At 56.1% G+C, this 15,830-nt stretch carries 13 protein-coding genes; 6 read left to right on the forward strand and 7 right to left on the reverse strand.

The window, feature by feature from the left end:
• Window positions 1-13 precede the first annotated feature (13 nt).
• A complete protein-coding gene (locus ACOSDM_RS06765) occupies window positions 14-1,123 on the reverse strand; it encodes an LptF/LptG family permease (RefSeq protein ID WP_420723741.1) in 1,110 nt (369 codons plus the stop codon).
• A gap of 318 nt (window positions 1,124-1,441) precedes the next feature.
• On the opposite strand from ACOSDM_RS06765, the gene ACOSDM_RS06770 reads away from it, so the two are divergent.
• The 5 genes from ACOSDM_RS06770 (at window position 1,442) to gatB (ending at window position 6,625) form a co-directional block, all read left to right on the forward strand.
• The gene (locus tag ACOSDM_RS06770; RefSeq protein ID WP_420723742.1) at window positions 1,442-2,920 is read left to right on the forward strand and encodes a leucyl aminopeptidase; all 1,479 of its coding nucleotides are present in this window, start codon (window positions 1,442-1,444) and stop codon (window positions 2,918-2,920) included.
• Window positions 2,921-2,932: 12 nt separating this feature from the next.
• The gene (locus tag ACOSDM_RS06775; RefSeq protein WP_420723743.1) at window positions 2,933-3,403 is read left to right on the forward strand and encodes a DNA polymerase III subunit chi; all 471 of its coding nucleotides are present in this window, start codon (window positions 2,933-2,935) and stop codon (window positions 3,401-3,403) included.
• A gap of 133 nt (window positions 3,404-3,536) precedes the next feature.
• The gene (locus ACOSDM_RS06780; RefSeq protein ID WP_420723744.1) at window positions 3,537-4,133 is read left to right on the forward strand and encodes a superoxide dismutase; all 597 of its coding nucleotides are present in this window, start codon (window positions 3,537-3,539) and stop codon (window positions 4,131-4,133) included.
• Between the two features lie 123 nt (window positions 4,134-4,256).
• Window positions 4,257-5,087, forward strand: coding sequence for a phytanoyl-CoA dioxygenase family protein (locus ACOSDM_RS06785; RefSeq protein ID WP_420723745.1), 831 nt, complete (start codon window positions 4,257-4,259; stop codon window positions 5,085-5,087).
• A gap of 80 nt (window positions 5,088-5,167) precedes the next feature.
• Window positions 5,168-6,625, forward strand: a complete 1,458-nt coding sequence (gene gatB / locus ACOSDM_RS06790; protein ID WP_420724108.1) for an Asp-tRNA(Asn)/Glu-tRNA(Gln) amidotransferase subunit GatB — start codon at window positions 5,168-5,170, stop codon at window positions 6,623-6,625.
• A gap of 1,106 nt (window positions 6,626-7,731) precedes the next feature.
• Here the strand turns inward: gatB and ACOSDM_RS06795 are convergent.
• The 5 genes from ACOSDM_RS06795 to ACOSDM_RS06815 form a co-directional block, all read right to left on the reverse strand.
• Window positions 7,732-8,742: an ABC transporter ATP-binding protein gene (locus ACOSDM_RS06795; RefSeq protein WP_420723746.1), complete on the reverse strand. Its 1,011-nt coding sequence runs from the start codon at window positions 8,740-8,742 to the stop codon at window positions 7,732-7,734.
• Window positions 8,742-9,740, reverse strand: a complete 999-nt coding sequence (locus ACOSDM_RS06800; protein WP_420723747.1) for an ABC transporter ATP-binding protein — start codon at window positions 9,738-9,740, stop codon at window positions 8,742-8,744. Before ACOSDM_RS06800 ends, ACOSDM_RS06795 begins: the two co-directional genes overlap by 1 nt.
• Before the next feature lie 5 nt (window positions 9,741-9,745).
• Window positions 9,746-10,645: an ABC transporter permease subunit gene (locus tag ACOSDM_RS06805; protein WP_420723748.1), complete on the reverse strand. Its 900-nt coding sequence runs from the start codon at window positions 10,643-10,645 to the stop codon at window positions 9,746-9,748.
• A 2-nt stretch (window positions 10,646-10,647) separates the two neighbouring features.
• Window positions 10,648-11,661 carry an ABC transporter permease subunit gene (locus ACOSDM_RS06810; RefSeq protein ID WP_420723749.1) on the reverse strand — a complete coding sequence of 338 codons (1,014 nt, stop codon included), beginning with the start codon at window positions 11,659-11,661 and terminating at the stop codon, window positions 10,648-10,650.
• A 99-nt stretch (window positions 11,662-11,760) separates the two neighbouring features.
• Window positions 11,761-13,344, reverse strand: coding sequence for an ABC transporter substrate-binding protein (locus ACOSDM_RS06815; protein WP_420723750.1), 1,584 nt, complete (start codon window positions 13,342-13,344; stop codon window positions 11,761-11,763).
• Between the two features lie 415 nt (window positions 13,345-13,759).
• Here ACOSDM_RS06815 and ACOSDM_RS06820 point away from each other — a divergent pair, with 415 nt between their 5' ends.
• Window positions 13,760-14,602 (forward strand): fumarylacetoacetate hydrolase family protein, encoded by an 843-nt coding sequence (locus ACOSDM_RS06820; RefSeq protein ID WP_420723751.1) that lies wholly within the window; start codon window positions 13,760-13,762, stop codon window positions 14,600-14,602.
• Window positions 14,603-14,637: 35 nt separating this feature from the next.
• On the opposite strand, the gene ACOSDM_RS06825 is transcribed toward ACOSDM_RS06820, so the two are convergent.
• Window positions 14,638-15,813, reverse strand: coding sequence for a hypothetical protein (locus ACOSDM_RS06825; RefSeq protein WP_420723752.1), 1,176 nt, complete (start codon window positions 15,811-15,813; stop codon window positions 14,638-14,640).
• Between the last annotated feature and the right edge of the window lie 17 nt (window positions 15,814-15,830).

The following is a 15,830-nucleotide window of genomic DNA, read 5'->3' on the forward strand; positions in this document are numbered from 1 at the left end:
TTGCGCCCTGACCCTAATTCGCCACTGTCGTGGGGACCACACGCTTATGGCGGGTCGGACGGAAGATGAAATACAAGCCCACAAGGGAGGGGATCACAGAGTTCAGATAGATCAAAGGAATCAAGCGATTGTCCGAGCCGGAGGCCGAAACCAGGCTCATATGACCAATCAGAAGCGCCATCATCGCGCCAATCGCGCTGACTAGTGCCGAAAAATTCCCCCGCCTGGAATAGCCACCGCGCAGGATAAACGCCAATGCAGCGATGGAATAGGCGATAGGCAGCAGTGCCGTGGCTATTCGGCTGTGTCCTTCTGCGATCAGCTTGCTGTAGTAATACATGTCATTTGAGTTATCCGGATCCGGCGACAGCAATTCCGGAAGAAAGCGTTCTTCAGGCTGCGCCCAGACCGCGCTGGCAGCGGAGGCGGGGACGCCGATATCAATCATTGTCCGGTCAAATTCGACCAGATGCATTTTACCGTCCTGGAAGGTCTGGCGGCTGCCATTGACGACCAGAATGCGCGGGCCATCATTGGTTTCAACGACTGCGCCCCGTTCGGCCATGATCGTATAGGGTGCTTCGGGGTCTTCCCGATTGTCGTATAGCAGGCCGAACAGCTCGGACCCTTCGCGTTCTTTTACGAAAATGGTGATCGCCTTGCCAACTGTTGTAAACTGCCCTTCACGCAACAGGGCCGCCCCCCATTGGGATCGGTTCTTGTCGACATAAAACCGCATTTCCATGGCAGACATCGGCATCAGATACAGGGTCATGCCCAGACAGACTATGCTGGCCGCGGAGGCGATGGCCAATCCGGGCATGGCAAGCGAGGATGAACTCATCCCAGCCGATCGCATCACAATCAACTCGCTGTCACTAATCATCCGGTTATAGGTGAAAAGCATTGCGCCAAACAGGGCAATCGGCATCACCAGAGCCACGAAACGGGGGATCATCAAAGAAGCCATATAGGCGAATTCCGGCAGCGGCAGACCGCGATTTACAATCAGGTCGACCAGACGCACGGATTGCACCAACATCACCGCCACGCACAAAACAACGGTCGCGAACACTGTCACACTGACCAATTGGCGCATTATATAGCGGTTAATTTGTTTCATCGTTACCAGATATAGCGTTATATGGATCGCTTGAGTCTCAGATGTAATAAATATCAGAAACCAATTGATTCTGCACGATTTTTCTTGCTGTTAAGTCTTAAAAATACTTGGCGATACTTAACATTCCAGGTCTTTCGCCCGCTTTTCCGTATCTGGAAAGACTTTAACAGCCTTCTTTTCCCGATTGGTGACGATCTTGTCAAGGACCGGGGGACAGGTCGGTCTTTTCGTCACGGGCAGTGTATCTTATGGTAACACGAATGACGCATGTCAAACTTGGTCCAGGCCCTGTTTTCAAACGCAAAAGGATTGCCCTTCATGAAGATTAGTTTTTCTGAGAAAATGGATATGCCAAAGGCAGGCATGTTGGCTGTTGGTATTGAAGAAGGCGGGCATCTTCCGCCTGCTGCACGGTCCGTGGACGAGGCTGCAGGGGGCGCAATTTCCCGCGCCCTGTCTGGCAATCGGTTCAATGGAAAAAAGGGGGAGTCCCTGACCCTGGTCGCGCCGTCTGGTGTTGAGGTCAGCCGTATTGTTCTGTTCGGTGTCGGTAAGGAACTGGCAGAGGCGGATTGGTTGAAATTGGGCGGCTCTCTTGTCAAAGCGGCCAATGGGGCCGGTGATGCGGAAATCCATGTTCTTGTGGATTGTGGCGCGGAAGATTTGGTCGCGGCCGCCACCAATGTTGCCGAGGGTGCAAGGCTGGGCGCGTATCGCTTTGATAAGTATTTCACCAAAAAGAAGGCGGAAGAGAAACCCAGCGTCAAATCCATGTCCATCCATGGAACCGGGGCGACTGCGGCGCGCAAGGCGTTTAAGTTGCGTGATGCGGTAGTGGATGGGGTTTACCTGACCCGCGATGTGGTCACCGAACCGCCAAATATTCTGTACCCGGAAACCCTGGCGGCCCGTTGTAAGGAATTGGAAGAACTGGGCGTAAAGGTAGAAATCCTGAACGAAAAGAAAATGGCGAAGCTGGGCATGGGCGCGCTGTTGGGCGTTGGTCAGGGCTCTATTCGCGAAAGCTTCCTGGTCACCATGCGCTGGGATGGCGGACCCAAGAACAAGGCACCCGTTGCCTTTGTTGGTAAGGGCGTGACCTTTGATACCGGTGGTATTTCCTTGAAGCCCGGCCCCGGTATGGAAGAAATGAAATGGGATATGGGGGGATCCGGCACGGTTCTGGGCCTGATGAAGGCGCTTGCCGGTCGTAAAGCAAAGGTCAATGCTGTCGGCGTTGTTGGTCTGGTGGAAAATATGCCCGACGGCAATGCTCAACGGCCCGGCGATGTCGTGACCTCTATGTCCGGTCAGACCATCGAAATCCATAATACGGATGCTGAGGGCCGATTGGTTCTGGCCGATGCATTGTGGTATACCCAGCAACAGTTCAAGCCTCAGGCGATGATCGATCTGGCGACCCTGACGGGGGCGATTATCATCGCTCTGGGGAATGAGAATGCCGGATTGTTCAGCAATGATGACAGCTTATCAGCACAATTGACGGCGGCGGGCCTGGCGACGGGCGAGCCCGTCTGGCGACTGCCGCTGGGGGATGCCTATGACAAGCTGCTGACGTCGGATTGCGCGGATATGAAGAATATCGGCGGGCGGGGTGCAGGCTCCATCACGGCGGCGCAATTCCTTCAGCGTTTTGTGAAGGATACCGCCTGGGCGCATCTGGACATTGCGGGCATGGCCTGGACGTCAAAGGACTCGGCAACCGTGCCAAAAGGTGCAACTGGCTATGGGGTACGCCTGTTGGATCGGTTCGTCACGGATGTCTATGAAAGCTGATCTGAAAAGTTCATGACAGAAATCCGCTTCTATCATTTGCAGCGCACGAAGCTGGCAGCGGCTTTGCCCAAAATGCTGGAAATGTGTCTGTCGCGGAAATGGCGGGCCGTGGTGCTGGCGGAAAAGTCCGATCAGGTGATCGCGCTCAGCGAGGCCTTATGGACCTACGATCCCGCCAGTTTCCTGCCCCATGGGGAGGCCAGAGACGGGCATGCGGGCCAGCAACCGATCTGGCTGACCCATGAGGATGAGAATCCAAATGAGGCCTCCGTTTTGTTTTTGACCCATGGCGCACATTCTGAAGCAATCGGCCGATATGATCTGGTTTGCCGCCTGTTTGATGGGGCAGATGATGAAGCCGTGGCAACCGCGCGGGTCTTCTGGAAACAGGAGGAGGCGGACGGCCATCACCTGACTTACTGGCAGCAAACCGATCGTGGTTGGGAGAAGAAGGCAGAGAGGGGTGCTGTGGAAACCGGTTGAACATATGAGTGAAAGCCTTATGTTCTGCTGTGAGACCAAATCATGGCTAAAACTGTGATTTTGGCCCCGAAATACGACAAATACGTGAAGATTTCACCGATCTAAACACATTAACGAAGGATACGAGGACACTATGGCTATTGAATTGCCCGCTCTTCCTTACGCGCAAGACGCTTTGGAACCCCACATTTCCGCAAACACCCTCAGCTTTCACCATGGCAAGCATCACAATGCTTATGTGACCAAGTGCAATGAGCTGACCGCCGGTACGGACCTTGCCGACGCGTCAGTTTCTGAAATCACCATGGCAGCCCATAAGAAGGGCGACCAGGGTCTGTTCAATCAGGCAGCCCAGGTTTGGAACCACACCTTCTATTGGAACTCAATGAGCCCCAATGGCGGCGGCAAGCCAACCGGTGCGATTGCTGACAAGATCAACGAAGATTTCGGGTCTTATGAAGAATTCGCAACCCAGTTCAAAAATGCTGGCGCAACACAGTTCGGGTCCGGCTGGGCCTGGCTGGTGCTGGATGGCGGCAAGCTGAAGGTTGAAAAAACCCCGAATGCCGGCACACCGCTGGTCGATGGCAAAACCCCGATCCTGACCATGGATGTCTGGGAGCATGCCTATTATCTGGATTTCCAGAACCGTCGCCCGGACTATATGGGTGCCTTCCTGGAACACCTGGTAAACTGGGACTTCGCCAACACCAATCTGGCGGCTGCGTAAGTCTTAGGCGAAATTGAAGATTGCAAACGGCGCTGCCTGGAGACGGGTGGCGCCGTTTTCTGTTTTGATGACGTTTTTTTAAATTTGTCATACACTGCCTGAAAACAATCGGGAGGGTATGCCATGAGCTTTCAACTAAGCGCACAGCAACAAGCTGCCTATCACGCAGATGGATTCGTTACCATAAAAGGGCTTTTTGACCCGGAAGAGGTCACGGCCCTGAACCGCGCGATGGAACAGGATCCAGCGATCCGTGACCATATGCTGATCCGTGCCGATCAGGAAGGATTTGGCACAAAAATCGCCTTATGGAACCGCGCCGGGGACAGTGTTTATGGGCTTGCCGCGCGCTTGCCGCGCATGATTGATGCGTCGGAGCGGCTGATTGGCGAACCTGTCTATCATTATCAGTCCAAACTGACCGCTAAGGAGCCGCGTGAGGGTGGGGCCTGGGAATGGCATCAGGATTATGGCTATTGGTATTACAATGGATGCCTGCGGCCTGATATGTTGAGCTGCATGATCGCCCTGGATCGGACCACACCGGAGAATGGCTGTCTGAAAGTTGTGCGGGGCAGTCATAAAATGGGTCGCATTGATCATGTGCCGCTGACCGATAAGCAGAACGAGGCAGACCCCAAGCGCATGGAAGAGATTCTGGCGCGCCATGAGGTCGTCGATGTCCTGTTAGAGCCGGGCGATGGGTTCTTCTTTCATTGCAACACCTTGCATCGTTCGGACCGGAATACATCCGACCAGCGGCGTTGGACCTTGCTGATCTGCTATAACGCCATCACCAATGACGCCTTCGTCAAAAATGATGATCGATCCTATGTCCCGCTGGACCGGGTGGAGGATGATGCTGTGCGCAAGGCGGGGGTTCGGTTTTCGGATGGCGCGCAGGAGCATTTTGCCTCCAAACCCTATGTTCCGAACTTGCGTAAAGTCTCATAATTCACCCATCAGGCTTGCCTCACCTTGTGCTAAGGGCTATCTCCGAGACACGGATTTAAGCATTGGAACCAGGCACGATGATGAGCAATTTGGTACAGGGCAAAACAGGCGATTGGGAAGTGGTGATCGGGATTGAGATCCACGCCCAGGTGACGACACAGGCAAAGCTGTTTTCCGGCGCGCCAACCACGTTTGGGGCAGAGGCGAATTCCCAGGTTTCCCTGGTGGATGCGGCCATGCCCGGCATGTTGCCTGTGATCAATGCGGAGGCCGTGCGCCAGGCTGTGCGCACGGGATTGGCCCTGAATTCCAGGATCAATCGCCATTCTGTGTTTGCCCGCAAAAACTACTTTTATCCCGATCTGCCCCAGGGCTATCAGATCAGCCAATACGAACAGCCGATTGTCGGCGAGGGTGAAATTGAGATCGATTTGGAAGACGGCACGACCCGCGCGATCGGGGTTGAGCGCCTGCATCTGGAACAGGATGCCGGGAAATCGATTCATGATCAGGTGCCGGAAAAGAGCCTGATTGATCTGAACCGCGCGGGCGTTGCCCTGATGGAAATCGTCTCCAAGCCCGATATCCGGTCGGGGGATGAGGCATCGGCCTATGTCGGCAAGGTACGCTCCATCCTGCGCTATATCGGGTCCTGTGATGGCAATATGCAGGAAGGCTCTATGCGGGCCGATATCAACATTTCCGTGCGCAAGCCAGGCGATGAGTTGGGCACCCGTGCAGAGGTCAAAAATGTGAACTCCCTGCGCTTTATTCGCCAGGCGGTGGAGGTGGAAGTGAAGCGCCAGATCCGCCTGATCGAAGGCGGCGGCACGGTGGTGCAGGAAACCCGCCTGTTCGACCCCAACAAGGGGGAAACACGCTCCATGCGGACCAAGGAAGATGCCCACGATTATCGCTATTTCCCGGACCCTGATCTGTTACCCGTTGTGTTTGGGGAAGACTTTGTTGCCGACTGCCAGGCAACCTTGCCGGAACTGCCGGACGTCAAGAAGCGCCGCTTTGTCGAAGAGCTGGGCTTAAGCCCCTACGATGCGGGTGTGCTGTCGGCGGAACGGGAAATGGCAGAGTATTTTGAAGCAGCCTCGGAGACCTGTGGCGATGCGAAACTGGCGTCGAACTGGGTGACCGTCGAACTGTTCGGTCGCCTGAACAAGGCGGGCCTTGGTATCTCAGACAGCAAGGTTTCTGCACAGGCTTTGGGCGGGCTGTTGACGCTGATCAAGGATGGCTCGATTTCCGGTAAGATTGCCAAGGATGTTTTCGATGAAATGTTCGAAACCGGCGGCGATGCGGCGGATATCGTTGAGTCCAAGGGCCTTAAGCAAATCTCGGATACCGGTGCGTTGGAGGCGATCATCGACACGCTGATCGAGGAAAACCCCAGCCAGGTCGAAGGCTATCGCGGCGGCAATGTGAAATTGATCGGCTGGTTTGTCGGTCAGGTCATGAAACAGACCCAGGGCCAGGCCAATCCCGGTATGGTGAACCAGTTGCTGAAAGCCAAACTTGATCAGTGACATCGAACAGACCGCCCTGGACCCCGGATCAGGTCCGGGGTGACGATGTGGTAGACAAGAGCATCCTCACCCTGAGGAGCGTAGCGTCTCGAAGGGTGATCTGTCTGTAGGCACCGCCCTTACAGGTCCTCCTTCGAGACGCGGCGTTGCCGCTCCTCAGGATGAGAATGGTGCTTATGGTCAGAAGTGGAACGCCATGACGCACCAACCCCTCAGCGTCCTTCGCGCCTTCTCTGCGCCCTCTGCGGTTAACCCTTAACTTCTCGTCACACCCGCGCAGGGGAGCAGGGCTACAGGCATGAATTGCACCTGCCGCTCTGGACCCCGGATCAGGTCCGGGGTGACGATGTGTCAACAAATGCACCCTCACCCTGAGGAGCGTAGCGTCTCGAAGGGGGAGCCCGCTGTAGGCACCGCCCTTACAGGTCCTCCTTCGAGACGCGGCGTTGCCGCTCCTCAGGATGAGAATGGGACCGATGTTGAGTAGTGGAACGCCATAAAGTACCACTTGCTCAGCGACCTTCGCGCTTCCTCTGCGCCCTTTGCGGTTAATCTTCAAAAAAAAGGTCACCTCGTCATACCCGCGCAGGCGGGTATCCAGGGCCAGACGCACACATGGAGCCTGCCGCTCTGGACCCCGGATCGATGTCCGGGGTGACGAAGTGGTAGACAAGAGCATCCTCACCCTGAGGAGCGTAGCGTCTCGAAGGGGGAGCCCGCTGTAGGCACCCCACTTCCAGCCCCGTCCTTCGAGACGGCGCTACCGCGCCTCCTCAGGATGAGAATGGCTCCCCATGCTCTGTCATACCCGCGCAGGCGGGTATCCAGGGCCAGACGCACACATGGAGCCTGCCGCTCTGGACCCCGGATCGATGTCCGGGGTGACGATACAATAGACAAGAGCATCCTCACCCTGAGGAGTGTAGCGTCTCGTAGGGGGAGCCCGCTGTAGGCACCCCACTTCCAGCCCCGTCCTTCGAGACGGAGCTACCGCGCCTCCTCAGGATGAGAATGGGACCGATGTTGAGTAGTGGAACGCCATAAAGTACCACTCCCTCTGCGTCCTCCGCGCCTTCTCCGCGCCCTTTGCGTTTAGGCTTTTCTAATCAGGCCTTGGCGCGCGCGACCGCCTCGTTACGGCCTTCTTCGACGGCGTGGCAGGCAACGGTGACGGGGCCCCGTGTCAGGGTTTTTGGGACCTCCTCCTTGCAGCGTTCATTGGCCAGGGGGCAGCGCGGGTGGAAGGTACAGCCTGACGGTGGATTGAGGGGGGAGGGGATTTCCCCGGTCAGTTTGATCCGATTTCGGGTTCGGCGTGGATCCGCTACCGGCGTTGCAGACAGCAGGGCGCGGGTATAGGGATGCTGTGGATTGGCAAATACCTCTTTGCTGGGGCCGGATTCGACCGGATGGCCCAGATACATCACCATCACGTCATCCGCGACATGTTTCACGACAGACAGATCGTGGGAGATGAACAGATAGGCCAGTTGGAATTCTTCCTGCAAGTCATTCAACAGGTTCAAGACCTGCGCCTGGATTGAGACATCCAGGGCCGAAACAGGCTCGTCCAATACGACGATCTTCGGATTGAGCATCAGGGCGCGTGCAATCGCAATTCGCTGGCGCTGACCGCCGGAAAACATATGGGGATAGCGATCATAATGTTCCGACCGCAAGCCGACCCGCTGCATCATGGATCGCCCGGCTTCCTCCCGCTCTTTCGCAGACAGGGTAGGGCGGTTGATCTTCAGCGGTTCTTCCAGCATGGCCCCGACGCGCTGGCGCGGATTCAGGGAACCATAGGGATCCTGGAAGACCATCTGAACGGTTTGACGCAGTTGGCGCGCCACATTGCGGCTTTTCTTGCCATGGACGGCATCCAGGCCATCGATCTCTAACGTGCCGGATGTCGGGGGCTCCATCATTGTCACCAGACGGGCCATGGTGGATTTCCCACAGCCGGATTCACCAACCACCGCCAGTGTCTTACCCGGATATAGATCGAAACTGGCCCCGGCCAGGGCGCGCAGGGGCGTTGCCTTGGTAAAGGCACCACCGCCGACATCATAATGGCGTTGCAGGTCATGTGCCTTCAAAACAGGGGTCGTGTTCATCAGGACACGCCCTCCTTCTGGCGCAGGTTCATCGGGTCGGTTGGATGGCCCTGGGCGTTTAATGGCGTATGGCACCGAACCCCGTTCTGGATGCCGGGGGGCGTATGCCGACAGGTCTCTAGCGCATACTGGCAGCGGGGATTGAACAGGCACCCATCCGGGCGATCCAACTGACCGGGCACAACGCCGGGGATGGAGGGGAGGTGCTGGGTCGTTGCGCGTTCCGGCAGGGCCGCCAGCAGGGCCTGGGTATAGGGATGTTTGGGCGTATCAAACAGGTCGATGACATCGCGTGATTCCACCTGTTGTCCGGCATATTGCACAATGACGCGCTGGGCGACTTCTGCGACGACACCCATGTCATGGGTGATCAGCACCAATGCCATGCCCGTATCCTGCTGCAGCGATGCCAGCAGTTCAAGAATCTGCGCCTGGATCGTGACATCCAGCGCTGTGGTCGGCTCATCTGCGATCAACAGGCGGGGGTTGCAGGCGATCATCATTGCGATCATTACCCGCTGGCTCATGCCGCCGGAAAGCTGGTGCGGGAAGGCCCGCAATCGTGATTCCGGGGAGGGGATGCCGACCAGGGACATCAACTCCACCGCGCGTTTATCCCGCTCATGCCGGGTCAGGGACAGGTGGCGTTTCATGATCTCATTGATCTGGAAGCCAACGGTGAAGCAGGGGTTCAGGCTGGTCATTGGCTCCTGAAAGATCATCGCCATGTCTTTGCCGGCGATCCGGCGGCGCTGATCCTGTGGCATCTCTGTCAGGTCTTTGCCATCCAGCGCCATCCGGTCGGCTGTGACTTTCGCTGTCCAGGGCAATAGACCCATCAGTGCCAGCATGGAAACAGATTTACCCGACCCGGATTCCCCCACGATCGCGACCAGTTCCCCGGCGTCAACGGATAGATCAATATTGTCCACGGCCCGGAAAGGACCATGCGCGGTTGAGAATTCAACGGTGAGATTTTTGATTTCCAACAGGGCCATGGCGTTCAGGACCGCTTCATCTTGGGGTCCAGGGCATCGCGCAGCCCGTCGCCCATCAGATTTATCGCCAGAACAGTGACCAGAATGGCCAGACCGGGGAAGGTCACCATCCACCAGGCGCTGGTGATGAATTCGCGTGCCTCTGCCAGCATGGTGCCCCATTCCGGGGTTGGGGGCTGTGCACCCATGCCCAGAAATCCAAGAGCCGCCGCATCCAGGATCGCGGTGGAAAAACTGAGCGTCGATTGCACGATCAGCGGGGACATGCAATTGGGCAGGATCGTGATCGCCATCAGTCGAAACCGCCCAGCCCCGGCGATGCGGCTGGCCATGACATAATCACGCTTTGCCTCGGAAATCACTTGTGCCCGGCTCAACCGGACGAAATGGGGCGTATAGGTGACGGCAATGGCGATCATGGCGTTTTCCAGGCCAGGCCCCAGAATCGCAACCAGCACCAGGGCCATCAGCAAGCTTGGAACGGACAGAATGACATCCATCACCCGCATGACGGCTGTTTCGTAAAACCCCCGGAAATATCCCGCCGTGACTCCTAACAATATGCCGAAAGTCAGGGACAGAAAGATAACGATGCAGCCGACCAGCAGCGAATAGCGCGATCCGTGAATCAGGCGCGACAGGATATCACGTCCAACCGCATCGGTTCCCAGCAGAAACTGCATGCTGCCACCGTCCTGCCACGCAGGTGGTTTGCGCAGGAAATCAGTGTTGGTTTCAATCGGGCTGTGCGGCGCAATGACGGGCGCAAAAATTGCGACCAGGATGATGAAGATCATGAACACCATGCCCGCAACGGCCCCCCGGCTTTCCGAGAAGTAATGCCAGAATTCGTCAAAGGCACGACGGGTGGCGCTGGCGCTGGCGACGTCTGTGGTGGTGCTCATCTCTAGCCCCTTGTCTGGCGGATGCGGGGATTGATCAGCCCATACAGCAGATCAACCGTAAGATTAACAAGGATCACAATGCTGGAAATCAGGATCAGCCCGCCCTGCACGACCTGATAGTCGCGGCGGAAGATGGAATCGACCATCCATTTGCCGACCCCCGGCCAGGCGAAAATTGTTTCTGTCAGGATCGCACCGGCCAGCAGCACACCGATTTGCAGGCCAATGACCGTTATCACCGTAATCAATGCGTTCCGGAAGGCATGCAGGCCGATGATGCGGAATGTGCTTAACCCTTTCGCGCGGGCGGTGCGCACATAATCTTCGCTCAGGACCTCCAACATGGCAGACCTGGTCTGGCGGGCGATGACGGCCATGGGGATCGTGCCCAGGGTGATGGCAGGCAGGATCAAGTGACTAATCGCCGATGCGAATGCCCCCTTTTGTCCGGACATCAGGGCATCGATGGTCATGAATCCGGTATGGATATCAAAAAAGTACAATAACGAGATGCGACCGGATACCGGGGTCCAGCCCAGAATGCTGGAGAACAGAATTATCAGCAGCAGGCCCAGCCAGAATACCGGCATGGAATAACCCGTCAGAGATATCCCCATTAATGTGTGGTCAAACCACGATCCCCGCTTGACCGCCGCGACAATGCCGGCCGGCAATCCAAACAGTACGGCCAGAAACATCGCAGACAGGGACAGTTCCAGGGTGGCGGGGAACCGCGTCAGGAATTCCTCGATCACCGGTTGCTTGGTGACAAAGGATTTTCCGAAATCTCCCGATAAAATGTTAAACAGGAAATCCTTGTATTGAATATAGAAAGGGCGGTCGAAGCCGAATTGGGTCGCCAGTTCCTCATACCGTTCAGGTGTTACGCCGCGTTCTCCCGCCATCAGCATGATAGGGTCGCCGGGCAGCACCCGAATGAAGGCAAACGCGATCAAACTGATCCCCAGAAATGTCGGAATCGTCGTTGAAAGCTTATTCAGAAAATACTGAAACATAAGGGGATTGTCCTATCCGACGGCGCAAAGCGTCGCCTTGGTCAAAACGACCGGCTCAACCAAGGGGGCTGAACCGGTCGTCTGAGCCCGGGCTAACCCTTACTCTTCGATATCCACACCATAGAAGATGTGACCGCCGAAGGGATCAATCTTGAAGTCTTTGACTTCCTTGCGGATCGGCTTGAACACAACGGAATGGGCAATCGTGTCCCATGGTGCCTGTTCTTTGAAGACGATCTGCGCTTGCTCATACAATTTGGTCCGTTCGGCAGGATCGGATACGATCTTCGCTTTCTGGATAAGGTCTTCGAAAGGCTGATAGCACCATTGTGCACGGTTTGCGCCGCCAACGGCATCACAGCCCAACAGCACAGCCAGGAAGTTATCCGGATCACCATTATCCCCTGTCCAGCCCAGCAGTACGGCCCCTTTGCGGTCCAGTTCCTTTGACCGTTTCAGGTATTCGCCCCATTCGAAGGAGACGATTTCAACCTCAACCCCGATTTTTGCCAGATCGGCCTGCATCAGTTCGGCCATGCGACGGGCATTCGGGTTGTAAGGGCGCTGAACGGGCATCGCCCAGATTTCCATTTTCAAATCCGTAACGCCTGCATCCGCCAGCATTTTCTTGGCAGCTTCCGGGTCATAAGGATCGTCAACGGTGGCTTCGTTATAGGACCAGATGGTCGGTGGGATCGGATTTTTCGCAATCTTACCGGCGCCCTGGAAAACGGCGTCGATAATGGCCTGCTTGTCGATAGCCATATTCAGGGCCTTGCGGACCTCAACCTTGTCGAACGGGGCGACCTGGGTGTTGTATGCCAGATAACCGACATTCAGGCCTTCCTGTTCCATCACAACCAGATCCGCATTGGCCTTCATCGAGTCGATGTCCGCAGGATTTGGATAGGGCATGACGTGGCATTCGCCCGCTTTCAGCTTTTCATACCGCACAGAGGCATCAGGTGTAATGGCGAAAATCAGATCATCAATCTTCGCCTTGCCAGCCCAATAATCTGGGTGAGCCTTGTAGCGGATCACAGCATCTTTTTGATAGGCGACCAGTTGGAAAGGTCCGGTGCCGACTGGCGCCTGATCCACCATATCGGGCGTCCCGGCTTTCAGCATCTGATCGGCATATTCCGCTGACATGATAGAGGCGAAATCCATCGCCAGATTGGCAATCATTGGCGCTTCCGGGCGGTTCAGCATGAATTTCACGGTGTAATCGTCCACCGCGACGATGTCTTTCAACAGGTCTGGCATGGACATGCCGTTGAAATACTCGTACGTGCCGCCGGAAATCATATGATATGGGTTTTCTTTATCCAGCTGACGCTTGAAAGAGAAGACCACATCTTCGGCGTTAAAGTCGCGCGACGGGGTGAAATTTTCTGTGGTTTGGAATTTCACGCCTTTGCGCAGGTTGAACGTATATTCCAACCCGTCATCGGAAACCGACCAGCTTTCGGCCAGACCGGGGGCAATTTTGGTTGTACCCCGTTCGAATTCCACCAGTTTGTTGAAGATCTGGCGCGAGGATGCGTCAAAGGTTGTGCCAGCGGTAAAGAGGGAAGGGTTGAACCCTTCAGGGCTGCCTTCTGAACAGAAGACAAGGGTTTTGGCTTGAGCCGCTTGCGCGCCAAGAGCCAAGGAAAGGCCGGTCGCGGCCACGAGTAGCATTTTTCGCACTTTTGAGACTCCCTGTCTTACGTCCGACACTGTCACCCCCGTGCCGGATGTGCTGTAGAGGTTTATCAACCGCAGTTTTTGTTTGGGTGTATTCGGGTTCTTGACCCTATTTAACCGCTAAATTGATGGTTAAAGACATCATGGGTATGAAGGTCTGTCAAACCGGAAGTGCGGTTTCACAGAATGGCCGCACAGCCGCGAATCGGCATTCCTTGCGCCAATATCCGGCGTTTCATTGGCCCGGATGGATCCCTTAACATCGATTTGTGTGGATTTTCCTGTTTCAGAACGGAGAAGCATGGGTCAGAAATGGCGGAAATATAGCGGAAATCTGCGAAGCGTTGCAATTCGCCTGACTGGCATGCACCATCCTTTCTAAATGGATGAAACTTAGGGAGGCGTGGCCATGAAATTGGTTCGCTATGGACAAAAGGGATCGGAAAAGCCAGGTCTGCTGGATGGCGATGGCAATTTGCGTGATTTGTCCCATGAATTTTCTGATTTCGGCGCGGAGTCAATGACGTCGCAGGCGCTTCAGGCGATCAAGGATCTTGATATCAAGGATCTGCCGATGGTCGACGGCAAGCCCCGACTTGGTGTGCCGCTGACCGGGATTGGCAAGCTGGTCTGTATTGGGTTGAACTATTCCGATCATGCCAAGGAATTGGGGGCGGATACACCAACGGAACCAGTTATTTTTATGAAAGCGACCAGTTCCCTGACCGGGCCATTTGATGACATCCGGTTGCCGCGAGACTCGACGCGAACGGATTGGGAAGTGGAACTGGCCGTCGTGATTGGCGATGCCGCCAGCTATGTCTCTGAAGACGACGCCATCAATCATGTCGCCGGGTTTTCCACCTTTATTGATCTGTCCGAACGGGACTATCAAAACAAGCGCGGTGGTCAATGGACCAAGGGCAAGAGCTGTGACACATTCGGACCGCTGGGCCCCTGGATTGTCACCCGGGATGAAATTCTGGACCCTCAACGGCTCAGCCTGTGGCTGGAAGTGGATGGGCGGCGCAAGCAGTATGGCAATACCGAATTGATGATCTTCGGCGTTTCCCAGATTGTCAGCTATGTCAGCCAGTTCATGACCTTACATCCGGGCGACGTGATCGCGACAGGCACCCCGCCGGGTGTCGGGGCCGGCATGGACCCGCCGGAATATCTGCGCGCAGGCAATCGCATCGATGCCGGTGTGGACGGATTGGGCAATCAAAGCCACTTCGTGGTGGGGGCGTAAGACAAAGGTCAGGCGCTCTTGCTGCGAAATGGTGGCTATAGGCCGGACGGATTACCGCTGCGATACAGGGCCTCCCCCAGGCTGCGGTTTTCTGCATCAAACAGGCGATAGGTCCCGCCGTCGGTTTCGCTCAGAAACGCGCATTCGGCTTCTTGTGTGTCACCATCGATCAGACAGCGCCGGCCATCGCTTAGAACCGTCCAGTCGCCATGTGCGGGTTCGCCATTCTGAACACCGCGATACGTGCCCGTCGGATCAAGATACAGTTTGTCCAGTGTCCCCCCTGGTGTGCGGCGTTCTTCCGTGTTTCCCCGCAGGATCATGCGGGTGACTGCCGCCTGTGTTGCATCGCTGCGCTGCGGTGCGACCAAGCCTCCCGGATTTCCAAAGACCACGGTGAAGGGGCGCATATCCTTGCCATCCAAGTCCTGCTCTTGGATTGGGACATACAGGTATTTATCCGGGGCGGTTTGATACAACACCGCACATTGGGAAATCGGTAAGGGCGCCTGTTCAATGCAATATCGCCCATCCGCCTGAACCGCCCAGGATCCGGTATCGGCGGTTCCTTCATCTTGAATTCCCGCAGCAAAGCGACCATTCGGCGTATGATACCGGATATAAGGAACCTCTTCGCCAGTCTTCGGGGTGAAGATGAAGCTGGCGTCCGAAATCATGCTTTTCAGGGCCGCTTCGCTCAGCCTGGTCTCTTCCGCTACCTGGATCGGCAGGTCCAAAACAGCCAATTTCTGATCTGGAACAAAGGACAGATTTCCGGGTTTGCTCTGTGGTATTGGAATGGCGGTCGGGAGTGCTTTCTTGGATTGAATGAATTCAGTCAAGGGCGGGGTCATCACGGTGGGAAGGTCCGTATCAACCTGCATCCAGGTGGGTTGTATCACTGTCGCCAATTGGCGGGCCGTATCGATCAGGGCGGCGCGATCCTTGTCCTGGGTCACGATCTGGGCCAGGCGCATCAATACCGGGCGGTTTCGGGCGTCATAGGCGATTTGCAGGGATTGCGCGCCATGGATGGCACTTTTTCGGGACAGGGCATAGATGGCCCCGGACAATCCGGCCTTGCGCCCATCCAGGGTAAAGCCTTGTTCCGCTTCAATTCGTAGGATCAGCAACGGGCGATCCTGCGCCAGGGCGGGCAGGGACCACAGCAATAGAATCGGTATCAGTAGAAAACGGAGTACAAACCGCATTGGAATCCATTCGTACA

It is taken from the genome of Hwanghaeella sp. LZ110 (assembly GCF_048892525.1).
Taxonomy (GTDB): domain Bacteria; phylum Pseudomonadota; class Alphaproteobacteria; order UBA8366; family Aestuariispiraceae; genus Pacificispira.

Bases quoted from the DNA above. Each gene is read 5' to 3' on its own strand.
- ACOSDM_RS06770 (WP_420723742.1), top strand. From the start codon at position 1,442: ATGAAGATTAGTTTTTCTGAGAAAATGGATATGCCAAAGGCAGGCATG.
- ACOSDM_RS06805 (WP_420723748.1), bottom strand. From the start codon at position 10,645: ATGAGCACCACCACAGACGTCGCCAGCGCCAGCGCCACCCGTCGTGCC.
- ACOSDM_RS06780 (WP_420723744.1), top strand. From the start codon at position 3,537: ATGGCTATTGAATTGCCCGCTCTTCCTTACGCGCAAGACGCTTTGGAA.
- ACOSDM_RS06825 (WP_420723752.1), bottom strand. From the start codon at position 15,813: ATGCGGTTTGTACTCCGTTTTCTACTGATACCGATTCTATTGCTGTGG.
- ACOSDM_RS06785 (WP_420723745.1), top strand. From the start codon at position 4,257: ATGAGCTTTCAACTAAGCGCACAGCAACAAGCTGCCTATCACGCAGAT.
- ACOSDM_RS06795 (WP_420723746.1), bottom strand. From the start codon at position 8,742: ATGAACACGACCCCTGTTTTGAAGGCACATGACCTGCAACGCCATTAT.
- ACOSDM_RS06775 (WP_420723743.1), top strand. From the start codon at position 2,933: ATGACAGAAATCCGCTTCTATCATTTGCAGCGCACGAAGCTGGCAGCG.
- ACOSDM_RS06765 (WP_420723741.1), bottom strand. From the start codon at position 1,123: ATGAAACAAATTAACCGCTATATAATGCGCCAATTGGTCAGTGTGACA.
- gatB (WP_420724108.1), top strand. From the start codon at position 5,168: ATGAGCAATTTGGTACAGGGCAAAACAGGCGATTGGGAAGTGGTGATC.
- ACOSDM_RS06800 (WP_420723747.1), bottom strand. From the start codon at position 9,740: ATGGCCCTGTTGGAAATCAAAAATCTCACCGTTGAATTCTCAACCGCG.
- ACOSDM_RS06810 (WP_420723749.1), bottom strand. From the start codon at position 11,661: ATGTTTCAGTATTTTCTGAATAAGCTTTCAACGACGATTCCGACATTT.
- ACOSDM_RS06815 (WP_420723750.1), bottom strand. From the start codon at position 13,344: ATGCTACTCGTGGCCGCGACCGGCCTTTCCTTGGCTCTTGGCGCGCAA.
- ACOSDM_RS06820 (WP_420723751.1), top strand. From the start codon at position 13,760: ATGAAATTGGTTCGCTATGGACAAAAGGGATCGGAAAAGCCAGGTCTG.